The following is an 11963-nucleotide window of genomic DNA, read 5'->3' on the forward strand; positions in this document are numbered from 1 at the left end:
CCAGCGGCGGCGCGACATTGGGCACCAGCATCGTCCTCAACGGCACCGACCAGCTGACCACCCGGCTGATCGACAATGTCGCGATCGACTATCGCACCGCCCTGGACGGTCGCGGCCACGCCATCGAGGCCAGCGTCTATTATGGCGTCAAATATGTCCGCGGCCGCTACAGCGACGAGTCGGTCGCCGGCCTGATCGACGCGACCGGCTTTTCGCTGCGCCAGGGGCTCGGCCCGCATCTCGACATCGGCGCGGCGGCGTCGGTGCAGCATGGCTGGAGCGACCGGCGCTGGGCGTGGAGCGGCGGGCCGTCGCTGGGGCTGTCGCCGGCCGGCGACCTGTGGATGACGCTCGGCTACAACGTCGCCGGCTATCGCGACCGCGACCTCGCCGGCGACCGCTACACGCGGGCGGGGCCCTATCTGACCGTCCGGCTGAAGTTCGACGCGCGCTCAGTCGGCATGGCAGCGCGCGCCTTGGGGGGACGATGATGCGGCGTCTGTTGCTCCTGCTGGGACTGGCGCTGCCGACACCGCTCGCCGCCGCCAGCCTGACCGTGACCAAGACGGTCAGCGTCATCGCCGACGGGGTCAGCACCGCCAATCCCAAGGCGCTGCCGCGCGCGACGCTAGACGAGGCGATCCAGGTGGCGAGCCCGCTCACCAACGGTATTGCGTCGATCGGCGGCGTCTCCGTGGTCGACACCGTGTCCGCCACCGTCAAGCTGCGCGTCGTCGACCTGGGCGCGGCGGGTAGCGGCCCGGTCGAGTTCGCCGATGGCGGCCTGCTTGGGCTGCTCGCCAGCGGCCTGAGCTATCAATATACCTCGCTGGCCAGCACCAGCGACAGCGTCGATTTCTCCTCCGACGGCGTCACCTGGAGCTATGTTCCCGTCGCCGATGCCGATGGCTGCGACCCCAACGTCAAGGCGATCCGGGTGCGCCTGACCGGCAGCCAGGTGGTCGGCAGCGGCTTTCGCCTGCGCTACCGGATCATGGTCCGGTAGGCTCCGCTGCTCGGCCGCTTGTGATGGCGCAGGCGCGAGGCTAGGCTGCTTGGCAAATGCCGGCGGTCGTGTGCGACCGCGACGGTAGAACGCGATAGCGAGCAGTAAACGGCATGGGCGACGAACCCGCCATGATGCCGTCGCGGGGGCAGCGCCCTCGCCCGGTCGGTGCCGGTCCCGTGCGCGGGGCCGGTTCGCACGCGCGCCATTATGCCGCGCTCGATCTTGGCACCAATAACTGCCGGCTGCTGATCGCGCGGCCGCAGGGGCAGGGGTTCGCGGTGGTCGATGCCTTTTCCCGTATCGTCCGGCTGGGCGAGGGGCTGGCGGCGAGCGGGCGGCTGTCGGACGCGGCGGTCGACCGCACGCTGGCGGCGCTCAAGGTCTGCGCCGACAAGCTCAAGCGCCGCAACGTCACGCTCGCGCGTTCGGTGGCGACCGAGGCGTGCCGGCGTGCCGTCAACGGCCCCGAATTCATCGCCCGCGCGCTGGCGGAGACCGGCATCCACCTCGACATCATCACCGCCGAGGAGGAGGCGCGGCTGGCGGTGCTAGGCTGCCACGCGCTGATCGAGCCCGGCGAGGGCCCCGCCTTGGTGTTCGACATCGGCGGCGGCTCGACCGAGATGGTGCTGGTCGACACCGCGACGCCGCTGCCGACCGTGCTCGACTGGCATTCCGCGCCATGGGGAGTGGTGTCGCTGACCGAGACCGCGGGCGGCGGCGAGGACCAGGCGGGGCGGCTCGCCGCCTATGCGCGGATGCGCGAGGTCGTTGCCGACAGCATCGCCGGCTTCGCCCCGCGCCTGCCGCGCGGGCTCGCGGGACTGCGGCTGCTCGGCACCAGCGGCACGGTGACGACGCTGGGCAGCGTTCATCTCGGCCTGTCGCACTATGACCGGTCGGCGGTCGACGGCCTGATCGTCCCCGCCGCGGCGATGCGGCGGATCAGCGGCGACCTGTCGCGCATGTCGGTGGCCGAGCGCGCGACGCTGCCGTGTATCGGCAGCGAGCGCGCCGACCTGGTTGTCGCCGGCTGCGCCATCCTGGAGACGATCATGGACCTGTGGCCCGCCGAGCGGCTGGGCATCGCCGACCGCGGTATCCGCGAGGGCATCCTGCGCCGGCTGATGGAGAGCGGCGCGTGACCCGCGGGCTTCCCCCCGGCACGCGCGAGCGGGTCAAGACCGCCAAGCGCCGCAGCGCCGGCTCGACCCGCTGGCTCCAGCGCCAGCTCGACGATCCTTATGTGCGCCGGGCCAAGGCGGAGGGCTATCGCAGCCGCGCCGCCTACAAGCTGATCGAGCTGGACGAGCGGTTCGGATTGCTCAAGGGCGCGCGGCGGATCGTCGATCTTGGCATCGCGCCGGGCGGGTGGAGTCAGGTGGTGCGCCAGCGCCTGCCCGCCAGCATCGTGGTCGGGATCGACCTGCTCCCGGTCGATCCGATCGACGGGGTCGCGATCCTGCTGCTCGACTTCATGGACGACAGCGCGCCGGCGGCGTTGCGCGAGGCGCTGGGCGGGCCGGCCGACCTCGTCCTGTCCGACATGGCGGCCAACACGGTGGGCCACCCCCAGACCGACCATCTGCGCACCATGGGCCTGGTCGAGGCCGCGGTCGCGTTCGCGGTCGAGGTGCTGCGCCCGGGCGGCGCGTTCGTCGCCAAGGTGCTGGCGGGAGGGGCGGACAACGATCTGGTGGCGGAGTTGAAGCGCAATTTCGCGCAGGTGAAGCACGCCAAGCCGCCGGCCAGCCGCAAGGGGTCGAGCGAGTGGTATGTGGTAGCAACCGGCAGGAAATCAGCCGATGGCTGATTGCCGTCTCGGCCGGTTGGCCGGCCAGCGGGCGCAGCCCGTCTGACGACGCGGCTTTGCCGCGGCGAGTGGCGGAGGAGAAGATCGAGGGAGCCGCGGCAAAGCCGCGTCGTCAGTCGTCGCTACGCGACGCTGGCCGTGGCTGACGCCGAGGCGCGGATTAGCCTGAGCTAATCCGCTGCGTCAGCCGTCATAATCCCCGCCCAGATTCTGGTTCCTCGGCGGTGCCGCCGCAGTGAGCCGCAGCGCCTCGGCGGTCGCCGACAGGCTGCCGACCGCGTCGACCTCGTCCTCGTCGTCGATCTGGACGCGCTGCAACCCGGCGATCACCGACTCCTCCAGATGCGCCGGCCGCACCGTCTCGTCGGCGATCTCGCGCAGCGCCACCACCGGGTTCTTGTCGCGGTCGCGGTCGATCGTCAGGTCCGCCCCACCCGAGATCTGCCGCGCGCGCTGCGCAGCGAACAGCACCAAGTCGAACCGGTTGGGAATCTTGTCGACGCAATCCTCGACCGTCACGCGTGCCATGGACGCTTTCCTTCGCTTGCACCACCGATGGGATAAGCTGCGTGCGCTAGACCAGCCCCTGGTCAAGGTCAAGGAAAACGGCTTGCGGCGCTTGCCCCGGGACGCCAGACATCGCCGATGGACACGCCGTCGCCGCAGCCGACCTTCACCGTCGACGGCAATCGGCTGACGCTGCTCGACACCGGCCGGCGGCGACTCGACACCGTGCTGGCAACGATCGAGAACGCCCGGCACTCGCTGCGGGCGGTCTATTACATCTACGCCGACGACGACACCGGCCGCCGCGTGAACCAGGCGCTGATCGCGGCGGCGTCGCGCGGCGTCGAGGTGTCGCTGATCGTCGACGGTTTCGGGGCCGAACTGCGCGCGGACAAGTCCTTCTTCGAGGCGCTGCGCGGCGGCGGCGTCAATGTCTGCCTGTTCTCGCCGCGCTGGGGACGGCGCTACCTGCTGCGCAACCACCAGAAGCTGCTGCTCGCCGATGCCGAGGAGGAGGGTGCCAGGATCATCGTCGGCGGCTTCAACATCGAGGACGACTATCTCGGCATCGCGCCCACGCCCGAACTGGTCTGGCGCGACCTGGGGCTGCTGGTCGAGGGGCCGGCGGCGGCGCGGATGGCGGGCTATTTCGACGCGCTCCACCGCTGGGTGCATGGCGACGACCCCAGCCTGCGCCGCCTCAACCGCGCACTCGCCAAGTGGAGCGAGCATCACGGCGCGCTACGCTGGCTGATCGGCGGTCCGACCCGGCGGCTATCGCCCTGGGCGCGAACGGTGCGCGCCGACATGCGCACCGGCCGCGACATCAGCCTGATCGCCGGCTATTTCAGCCCCAGCCCGACCATCCTGCGCCGGCTCGACAAGGCCGGCAAGCGCGGCGGCGACGTGCGGATCGTCACCGCGTCGCTGTCGGACCACCAGAATGCGGTGGAGGCAGCGCGCTTCACCTATGCGGGGCTGCTGCGCAAGGGCGTCAAGATCTGGGAATACCGGCCGAGCAAGCTGCACACCAAGCTCTACCTGATCGACCGCATCGTCCATGTCGGCTCGGCCAATTTCGACATGCGCAGCTTGTTCATCAACCTGGAGCTGATGCTGCGGATCGAGGACGAGGCGTTCGCCGCACATGTCCACGCCTATGTCGATGGCGAGATCGCCCGCTCATGCCCGGTCGATCGCGACTGGTACCGCGACCATGCCGGCGTGTGGCAGCGGCTTCGCCAGTTCTTCGCCTATGTCATGCTGGCGGTGGTCGATCCGAGCGTGTCTCGGGGGTTGAACTAGGGGAGGAGGGACGATGGCGAAGCCGTCGTCGGACGGGTTCGGCAGGCCGACCCGCCGGCCGTGCCGGTTCGTGCGCGCTGCGCAGCGGTGCCGTCGGCTTAGCCCGACGCACCTCGAACCGTCAGTCCTTCCAGGCCCAATACAGCTGCGCCGGCGGCACGTTCCACCATTCCATGTCGTGGTCGATACGGCTCCAGTGCGGGACCAGGAAGTCCTTCACCTTGGGGCTGAACTGGTAGACCAGGAACGCTCCGCCCGGCCGCATCACCCGGTGGGTCGCCGCCGCGATCGCCGGGCCGACGCCGGGCGGCAGGGTCGAGAAGGGCAGCCCCGACAGCAGGTAATCCGCCTTGTCATGGCCGTGGTCGGCAACGATCCGCTCGACATCGGCGGCCGAGCCGTTGACCGCGACGAAGCGCGGGTCGCTGATCGTGTGGTCGAGATAGCGGATGAAGTCCGGATTGGTGTCGATCGCGATCAGCATCGCGTCGGGAGCCATCCGCTCCAGGATCGGCCGGCAGAAGGTGCCGACACCAGGGCCATATTCGACGAACAGCTTGCACGTCGCCCAGTCGACGGGCTCCAACATCTTGCGGATCAGCTTGTCCGACGAGGGCACGATCGAGCCGACCATCACCGGATGCTTGAAGAATCCCTGCAGGAACATGCCCCAGGGGCTGGGTATCCCCGCCGAACGGGCGGCACGCCGGACGGCGGTGGTCGAGCTGGGCATGAGCAGAGCGTCCCGGTTGATGGTGGCCGGTTGGTGGAAACACTCCCGTCGCAAGTTCGGCGACGAGTTTCAAGCGCTTCGGTTATGCGATATCCGCAGACGAAAAAAAGGGCCGACCCAAAGGCCGACCCGTGAAAGTTTTTAGGAGAGGATGCCTGAAAGGCGTGATCCTTTTGCGGCGCACGGATTTATGTTGCAAGTGCGAAAAGACCTACTTTGATTGCGTTTAATGCATTCATGTGATTGCATGACGCATGTTAGCGACCGGCATCGGGAGACAATGATGCGCAGGCTGCCCCCGCTGGGCGCGATCGAGGCTTTTGTTCAAGTGGCGCGGCTTGGTTCGGTCAAGGCCGCCGCCGAGGAGCTGGCGCTGTCGCCGCCGGCGCTGAGCCGCCGGGTGCAGGCGCTGGAGCGCTTCATCGCCAAGCCGCTGTTCGCCCGCCGCCACCAGGCGATGGTGCTGAACGGTGACGGCGAACGGCTGCTGGCGGGGCTGGCTCCGGTGCTGGACGCGCTCTCGGATGCGGTCGAGGCGATGACCAGCAGCACCGACGTGCTGCGGCTACGGCTCGGCATCCTGCCGCTGTTCGCGTCGCAGCGCCTGTTCCCGCGACTCGGCGAACTGCGCGCCGCGCATCCCGAGCTGCACCTCGATATCGACACCGGCGGCCATGGCACCGCCCGGCTGGGCGACGGCCTGGATGCGGCGATCGTGCTGGCGCGCGATATCGACCCGACGCTCTACGCCAAGCGACTCGATCGCAACCAGGTCTATGTGATCGGCCGGCGCTCGCTGCTGGACGGGGCCGATCCGATCGTCCGGCCCGAGCAGATGGCGTCCCAGACCGCGCTGGTCCACCGCGACATGCCCGACACCTTTGCCGCCTGGCGCACCGCCGCGGGGCTCGGCGAGATCGAGCCTGCCGCGGTCGACCTGTTCGATTCGGGCGCGCTGATGCTGGAGGCGGCGGCACAGGGCCTCGGCATCGCCTTCATGCACGAGAGCCACTTCGTCGACGCCGGCGACCCGCGGCTGGTGCGGCTGTTCGATATCGAGGCGGAGAGCCCGTACAGCTATTGGTTCGCCTGCCGCCCGCGCGCGCTCCAGCAGAAGCCGGTGAAGCTGTTCCACGACTGGCTGATCCGGGTGCTGGCAGTGGAATAGCGAAAGCTATTCCGCGTCGCGGCCAGCACCCCGGCCGGCGCGACACCGCCGCGGCCGACGGCGTGGCTTTGCCACGCCGATCGCCGCTGTCAGGAAGGTCGGAACGCAGCGTGGCAAAGCCACGCCGTCGGTCGTCGCTGAGGCGACGCCGGCCGTGGCGGTGGCCGCGACAGCAAACAGCTTTGCTATTAGCTTGCCACCGCCTTGACGATCTTGCCCGGCGCGCGCGGCGGCTCACCCTTGGGCAGCGCGTCGATCAGCTCCATGCCGCCGGTCACCTCGCCCCAGACGGTATATTGCCCGTCGAGGAAGCGCGCGTCGTCGAAGCAGATGAAGAACTGGCTGTTGGCGGAATTGGGGTCGTTGGTCCGCGCCATCGAGCAGGTGCCGCGCACGTGCGGTTCCTTGCTGAACTCCTGCTTGAGGTTGGGCTTGGTCGATCCGCCGGTGCCGTCGCCGCGGCCGCCGTCGCCGCCCTGCGCCATGAAGCCGGGAATGACGCGGTGGAACGGAACGCCGTCGTAGAAGCCCTCGCCGGCCAGTTCGGCGATGCGGGCGACGTGCCCGGGGGCGAGGTCGCCGCGCAGGCGGATGGTCACATCGCCGCTATCCAGCGTTATCGTCAGCGTCTCGGGAGTGTCGGCCATGGTTGCGTCCTTTCGTGTTGCCGGGCGCGGTAGTGAACCCAAGCGCCGCTGGCAAATCCCGACCGGCCGCGATAGAGCGCCGATGCGCAGGACGGAGGCGAGATGAGCGAGATCGAGGCCCTCGTCGGCGACCCGCCGGCCGACGCACAGCTCGACCGCGACGATCGGCTGCGGCCCTCGTTCGTGCGGCGCGTGCTCGACGCGGTCGATGCCCGCGACGACGAGCGGGCGCGCGCGCTGGTCGAGCCGCTCCACCCCGCCGACCTCGCCGACCTGTTCGAGCTGACCCCGCATGAGGATCGCGGCCGGCTGGCCAAGGCGGTCGCCGACCTGCTCGACGCCGACGTCTTCGCCGAGATGAACGATTACGTCCGCGAGGACCTGATCGACGCGCTCGAACCCTACCAGGTCGCCGACCTCGCCGCCGAACTCGATACCGACGACGCCGTCGCGATCATCGAGGACATGGAGCCCGCCGAGCAGCGCGAGGTGCTGCGCGCGATGGAGCCCGACGATCGCGCCGCGATCGAGGAGGCGCTGTCCTATCCCGAGGAGTCCGCCGGCCGGCTGATGCAGCGCGAGCTGATCGCGGTGCCCGAGCATTGGACGGTCGGCGACGCGATCGACTATCTGCGCGGCCATGAGGAGCTGACGACCGACTTCTGGGAAATCTTCGTCGTCGATCCCGCTCACAAGCCGGTCGGCACCGTGGCGCTGTCCTGGATCCTGCGCACCCCGCGCAACGTCGCCGTCGCCGACGTCATGCAGCGCGAGCAGACGCTGATCCCGGTCGACATGGACCAGGAGGAGGTCGCGCTTCGCTTCCAGAAATACGCGCTGATCTCCGCCGCAGTGGTCGATGCGGCCGGGCGGCTGGTCGGCATGGTCACCGTCGACGACGTCGTCCACATCATCCAGCAGGAGGCGGGCGAGGACGTGCTGCGCCTGTCGGGCGCGGGCGAGGGCGACATCAACGAGCCGATCGCGCTCACCGTGCGCACTCGGGTGCTGTGGCTGGTCATCAACCTGGGCACGGCGATGGTCGCGGCCGGGGTCGTCGGCCTGTTCGAGGGCGAGATCGCCAGGTTCGCGCTGCTCGCGGCGCTGATGGGGATCGTCTCGGGGATGGGCGGCAATGCCGGGACCCAGACGCTGGCGGTGGTCGTGCGCGCGCTGGCGACCAACCAGCTGACCAGTTCGAACACGCTGTGGATGATCCTGCGCGAGTTCCGCATCGCGCTCGCCAACGGCCTGCTGCTCGGCGTGCTGATCGGGGCGGGTACCGTGCTGTTCTACCACAATGTGCCGCTGGGGATCGTATTCGGGCTGGCGATCCTGATCAACAATCTCGTCGCCGGCCTGTCGGGTGTGCTGATCCCGCTCGGGCTGGAGCGCGCCGGCGTCGATCCGGCGGTGTCGTCGGCGGTATTCGTGACGATGATGACCGACTGCCTCGGCTTCTTCTCGTTCCTGGGACTTGCCGCGCTGTTGCATCTCGGCGGTTGATCCGCCGGGCCGCGCCGCCCATTTGAGCCGCGTGCCGCTGCATCTCACCAAGGTCGCGTTCGCCACCACCAGCGTCGAGCATCTTGCCGAGCGGCTGCTGGCGCGCGCCGAGGCGGGGCCGCTGTTCCTGACGACGCGCTACCTGCCCAAGCGGCATGAGGAAGTGGCGGGGCAGGGGTCGCTCTACTGGATCCTCAAGCATCAGCTGGTCGCGCGGTCGGCGATCACCGGCTTCGGTGAGGCGGAGGCCGGCCGGGTGGCGATCCATCTCGACCCGGTGCTGGTGCTGGTCTCGGCGCGGCCCAAGCGCGCGCATCAGGGCTGGCGCTATCTGGAGGCGGCCGATGCGCCTGTTGACCTCGGCAGCGACGCGACGGGGCCTGCCGCGCTGCCGCCGCAGCTGGTCGGGCGGCTGGCGGAGCTGGCGTTGATTTGAGGCGGCACCGTAGCCGCGTCAGCGGCTAAAACCTAACGCCCGGTCCCGCAACTGACCGGGCCGCCGGCATCGGCCTTGACGGTGCATTTGGGCTGGCCGCCGATCGTGACCTGCCCGAGCCCGGTGTTGACCACCGAGGCGGTGTAGCGGGCCTGCGCCCTGGTCGCTCCGGGACCGTCGAGCCGCACGACCAGCTCGCCGACCTCAAGCGCGGCAGCGTCGATCGTGCCGGAACCGTTGGTCATCAGCCGCGCCGTGCCGGCACGGCCGCCGACCGTGATCGCGCCGGTGCCGATGATGGTGGCGTTCGCCGCGTCGGCGCTTGCCTCGCCGACGCCGACCGACCCCGCTCCGGTCACCGACAGGTCGATGCGCGCCGCCTTCATGCGATCGATGGCGAGCTTGCCGGCCCCGACTACGCTGGCGGTGGAGAGGGTCGGCGTCGCCAGCGTGATCGTCACCGGCGCGGTAGCGGCGACGCGGGGCCGCTCCTGCCAGCTGCCGATCGCGGCGCGGATGATCAGGGTGGAGCCGTCGACCCGCAGGTCGATCGAGTCGATCACCGCGCGATCGCCCGACAGCAGCGCCGCCGGTGCCTGGCCGGTGGCGATCCTGACGTCGAACGGACCCTGGACGCGCACCTTGTCGAAGCTGCCGAGATAGACGCTGCGTTCCGCCGCCGCCGCGGCAACCGTCCACGCAAGGCCGAGCGGGACCAGCACGGCGGCGAGCAGGCGGCTCGGCAGGCGCGGCATCAGCCGCAGCGGACGGTGCCGCCGCCCATCTTGGTGACCGAGCATTTCGCGCCGCCGGCGATCGTCACGTCGCCCGAGCCGAGGATGGTGACGTCGGCATGGGTCTTGACCGTCGCCTCGACCGTGCCTGCTCCCGCGATCGACACCGCCGCGGTCTCGGCGGCGAGCGGCGTCGCGTGCAGCTTGCCCGAGCCGCCGATCGATAGGTCGAGCGCCTTGGCGGTCCCGGCTGCGGTGATGGTGCCCGAGCCGCCGATGCTGAAGCCTGCCTTGTCGACCTTCATCCCGGCGACGTCGATCTTGCCCGAGCCGCCGATATCGCCCTGGAAGCTGCCGCCCTCGACCTTGTCGATCCCGATCGATCCCGAACCGCCGATGCTCGCCTCGTCGATGCGCGGCATGGTCACCAGCCAGCGGATCCTCGCCCGGCCGTCCCAATGCACGCCGTTGTTGCGGCCAAGCTCCAGCGTGCCGTCGTCCTGCGTCACCTTGACGGTATCGAGCGTGCGCGCATCGCCGGTGACGGTCAGGCCGAAGCTCTGGCCGGTCCGCACCTCGACATCGCCCGCTGCGCCCAGGGCCACCTTGCTGAAGCCCGTCACCGGATAGTGCCGCTCGCCGCCGCTGCCGCTCGCGGCGATGCCGGGGGTACCGTCGTCGCGGCCGTTCCACTGCGCCGAACAGCCGGAGAGGGCGGCGGTGAGAAGCGTGGCGGCAAGCAAGGTCGTCAGGCGCATCGGATCATCTCCCCTGTATTGGTTGCATAATACACGGGGAGATCGAGCGTGCAATCGAAAGCTGTGCCGGTCAGACGGTTGCCTGACCTACGCGGCCGGCTTGTCCTTGTTGTAGATCGCGGCGGCGGCGCGCAGGATTTCGAGGATCTTCACCTGCGCGGCGGGTTCGTCGATTTGCTCCATCGCCGCCAGCTCGCGCGCTAGCCGGCTGCACGCGCCTTCGAAGATCTGCCGCTCCGAATAGCTCTGCTCCGGCTGGTCGTCGGCGCGGAACAGGTCGCGGACCACCTCGGCGATCGACACCAAGTCGCCCGAATTGATCTTGGCCTCATATTCCTGCGCGCGGCGCGACCACATGGTGCGCTTGACCTTGGGCTTGCCCTTCAGGCACTCCATCGCCTCGCGCATGGTCTTGTCGCTCGACAGCTTGCGCATCCCGACCGACTCGGCCTTGTTGGTCGGCACGCGCAACGTCATCCGCTCTTTCTCGAAGCGCAGCACATAGAGTTCGAGCTGCATCCCGGCGATTTCCTGCTTCAGCAGTTCGACCACGCGGCCGACGCCGTGCTTGGGATAGACAACATAATCGCCAACGTCGAAGGACAGCGCCTTGACAGCCATGGAGAGCCTTTCGGATCGACGCCTCGCGCGATCCGCGGCTCACACGCCGCGCGACCCAAGCGCAAGACTAGGAGGTTAGTCTTTCAGCCGGGCACCGACATGCGCCCGTCACGGTTGTGTATAACACGGACGCAACAATATTGCCAGCGGTGCAGCGTTCCACCGCGGCTCAGGCGCGTGCTAGTCCCCCACGCCGGGTTCGGCCGAGAAGAACTTGTCGAACTTGCCCGCCTCGCCCTTGTGCGCGTCGGCGTCGGCCGGGGTCTGGTCGCCCTTGCGGGTGACGTTGGGCCATTGCGCGGAGAAGGTGGCGTTGAGCTCCATCCACTGTTCCAGGCCGCTCTCGGTGTCGGGCAGGATCGCCTCGGCCGGGCATTCGGGCTCGCACACGCCGCAGTCGATGCACTCGCTGGGATTGATGACGAGCATGTTCTCGCCCTCGTAGAAGCAATCCACCGGGCATACCTCGACGCAGTCCATGTATTTGCAGCGGATGCAGGCGTCGGTGACGACGTAGGTCATGAAACTCTCCCCGGAGCGGGCGTCGGTGTGGTGGCGGCTGCTATGCCGCGGCGGCGCTGGCGTCAATCGAGAGGGACATGCTGCGAGCCATTCTCACCGGCGGGCGCCGCGTTGCCGAGGGCGAGGTCGATGTAGCACGCCTGCGCCTCGGGCGCGGGGCCGCGGCGGTGGGGCAGCGCCTCGACGCGCAACGCGCGCACCCGC

The 11963-nt window shown here is 69.3% G+C and carries 15 protein-coding genes; 8 read left to right on the forward strand and 7 right to left on the reverse strand.

Translation table 11 applies throughout. The features are described 5' to 3' along the window. From HUU96_RS04330 to HUU96_RS04345, 4 genes are all read left to right on the forward strand, one after another. Positions 1–491 (forward strand): hypothetical protein (locus HUU96_RS04330; protein WP_174291628.1); only part of this gene is annotated, 491 nt, incomplete at its 5' end. Then, entirely contained in the window at positions 491–1006 is a 516-nt protein-coding gene (locus HUU96_RS04335; protein ID WP_174291629.1) for a hypothetical protein, read from the forward strand. The genes HUU96_RS04330 and HUU96_RS04335, both read left to right, overlap by 1 nt. Positions 1007–1119: 113 nt before the next feature. Then, the gene (locus tag HUU96_RS04340; protein ID WP_174291630.1) at positions 1120–2154 is read left to right on the forward strand and encodes a Ppx/GppA phosphatase family protein; all 1035 of its coding nucleotides are present in this window, start codon (positions 1120–1122) and stop codon (positions 2152–2154) included. After that, entirely contained in the window at positions 2151–2822 is a 672-nt protein-coding gene (locus tag HUU96_RS04345) for an RlmE family RNA methyltransferase (RefSeq protein WP_174291631.1), read from the forward strand. Before HUU96_RS04340 ends, HUU96_RS04345 begins: the two co-directional genes overlap by 4 nt. 183 nt (positions 2823–3005) lie before the next feature. Here HUU96_RS04345 and rpoZ read toward each other — a convergent pair whose 3' ends face one another. Continuing rightward, positions 3006–3350 carry a DNA-directed RNA polymerase subunit omega gene (rpoZ, locus tag HUU96_RS04350; protein WP_174291632.1) on the reverse strand — a complete coding sequence of 115 codons (345 nt, stop codon included), beginning with the start codon at positions 3348–3350 and terminating at the stop codon, positions 3006–3008. A gap of 117 nt (positions 3351–3467) precedes the next feature. On the opposite strand from rpoZ, the gene HUU96_RS04355 reads away from it, so the two are divergent. Continuing rightward, entirely contained in the window at positions 3468–4634 is a 1167-nt protein-coding gene (locus tag HUU96_RS04355) for a phospholipase D-like domain-containing protein (RefSeq protein ID WP_174291633.1), read from the forward strand. 121 nt (positions 4635–4755) lie between these two features. Here HUU96_RS04355 and HUU96_RS04360 read toward each other — a convergent pair whose 3' ends face one another. Then, complete coding sequence (locus tag HUU96_RS04360; RefSeq protein WP_174291634.1) at positions 4756–5367, reverse strand: class I SAM-dependent methyltransferase; 612 nt, start codon at positions 5365–5367, stop codon at positions 4756–4758. Between the two features lie 283 nt (positions 5368–5650). Between HUU96_RS04360 and HUU96_RS04365 the strand changes: the two genes are divergently transcribed. Further along, the gene (locus tag HUU96_RS04365) at positions 5651–6535 is read left to right on the forward strand and encodes a LysR substrate-binding domain-containing protein (RefSeq protein ID WP_174291635.1); all 885 of its coding nucleotides are present in this window, start codon (positions 5651–5653) and stop codon (positions 6533–6535) included. A 188-nt stretch (positions 6536–6723) separates the two neighbouring features. On the opposite strand, the gene HUU96_RS04370 is transcribed toward HUU96_RS04365, so the two are convergent. Beyond that, complete coding sequence (locus tag HUU96_RS04370; protein WP_174291636.1) at positions 6724–7182, reverse strand: peptidylprolyl isomerase; 459 nt, start codon at positions 7180–7182, stop codon at positions 6724–6726. A gap of 102 nt (positions 7183–7284) precedes the next feature. Between HUU96_RS04370 and mgtE the strand changes: the two genes are divergently transcribed. Together mgtE and HUU96_RS04380 are read left to right on the forward strand one after the other, a co-directional pair. After that, positions 7285–8688, forward strand: a complete 1404-nt coding sequence (mgtE, locus tag HUU96_RS04375; RefSeq protein ID WP_174291637.1) for a magnesium transporter — start codon at positions 7285–7287, stop codon at positions 8686–8688. A 31-nt stretch (positions 8689–8719) separates the two neighbouring features. Next, complete coding sequence (locus HUU96_RS04380) at positions 8720–9124, forward strand: DUF1489 family protein (RefSeq protein ID WP_174291638.1); 405 nt, start codon at positions 8720–8722, stop codon at positions 9122–9124. 32 nt (positions 9125–9156) lie between these two features. On the opposite strand, the gene HUU96_RS04385 is transcribed toward HUU96_RS04380, so the two are convergent. The 4 genes from HUU96_RS04385 to fdxA form a co-directional block, all read right to left on the reverse strand. Continuing rightward, positions 9157–9879, reverse strand: a complete 723-nt coding sequence (locus HUU96_RS04385; protein ID WP_174291639.1) for a GIN domain-containing protein — start codon at positions 9877–9879, stop codon at positions 9157–9159. Then, the gene (locus tag HUU96_RS04390) at positions 9879–10616 is read right to left on the reverse strand and encodes a head GIN domain-containing protein (RefSeq protein WP_174291640.1); all 738 of its coding nucleotides are present in this window, start codon (positions 10614–10616) and stop codon (positions 9879–9881) included. The genes HUU96_RS04385 and HUU96_RS04390 overlap by 1 nt, the downstream gene beginning before the upstream one ends. An 87-nt stretch (positions 10617–10703) precedes the next feature. Beyond that, entirely contained in the window at positions 10704–11237 is a 534-nt protein-coding gene (locus HUU96_RS04395; protein WP_174291641.1) for a CarD family transcriptional regulator, read from the reverse strand. A 180-nt stretch (positions 11238–11417) separates the two neighbouring features. Further along, positions 11418–11759, reverse strand: coding sequence for a ferredoxin FdxA (gene fdxA, locus HUU96_RS04400; RefSeq protein ID WP_174291642.1), 342 nt, complete (start codon positions 11757–11759; stop codon positions 11418–11420). Between the last annotated feature and the right edge of the window lie 204 nt (positions 11760–11963).

Source organism: Sphingomonas bacterium, assembly GCF_903644135.1.
In the GTDB taxonomy this organism is placed as follows: domain Bacteria; phylum Pseudomonadota; class Alphaproteobacteria; order Sphingomonadales; family Sphingomonadaceae; genus Sphingomonas.

Bases quoted from the DNA above. Each gene is read 5' to 3' on its own strand.
- fdxA (WP_174291642.1), bottom strand. From the start codon at position 11,759: ATGACCTACGTCGTCACCGACGCCTGCATCCGCTGCAAATACATGGAC.
- HUU96_RS04395 (WP_174291641.1), bottom strand. From the start codon at position 11,237: ATGGCTGTCAAGGCGCTGTCCTTCGACGTTGGCGATTATGTTGTCTAT.
- HUU96_RS04360 (WP_174291634.1), bottom strand. From the start codon at position 5,367: ATGCCCAGCTCGACCACCGCCGTCCGGCGTGCCGCCCGTTCGGCGGGG.
- HUU96_RS04390 (WP_174291640.1), bottom strand. From the start codon at position 10,616: ATGCGCCTGACGACCTTGCTTGCCGCCACGCTTCTCACCGCCGCCCTC.
- HUU96_RS04355 (WP_174291633.1), top strand. From the start codon at position 3,468: ATGGACACGCCGTCGCCGCAGCCGACCTTCACCGTCGACGGCAATCGG.
- HUU96_RS04365 (WP_174291635.1), top strand. From the start codon at position 5,651: ATGCGCAGGCTGCCCCCGCTGGGCGCGATCGAGGCTTTTGTTCAAGTG.
- HUU96_RS04370 (WP_174291636.1), bottom strand. From the start codon at position 7,182: ATGGCCGACACTCCCGAGACGCTGACGATAACGCTGGATAGCGGCGAT.
- mgtE (WP_174291637.1), top strand. From the start codon at position 7,285: ATGAGCGAGATCGAGGCCCTCGTCGGCGACCCGCCGGCCGACGCACAG.
- HUU96_RS04385 (WP_174291639.1), bottom strand. From the start codon at position 9,879: ATGCCGCGCCTGCCGAGCCGCCTGCTCGCCGCCGTGCTGGTCCCGCTC.
- rpoZ (WP_174291632.1), bottom strand. From the start codon at position 3,350: ATGGCACGCGTGACGGTCGAGGATTGCGTCGACAAGATTCCCAACCGG.
- HUU96_RS04335 (WP_174291629.1), top strand. From the start codon at position 491: ATGCGGCGTCTGTTGCTCCTGCTGGGACTGGCGCTGCCGACACCGCTC.
- HUU96_RS04340 (WP_174291630.1), top strand. From the start codon at position 1,120: ATGGGCGACGAACCCGCCATGATGCCGTCGCGGGGGCAGCGCCCTCGC.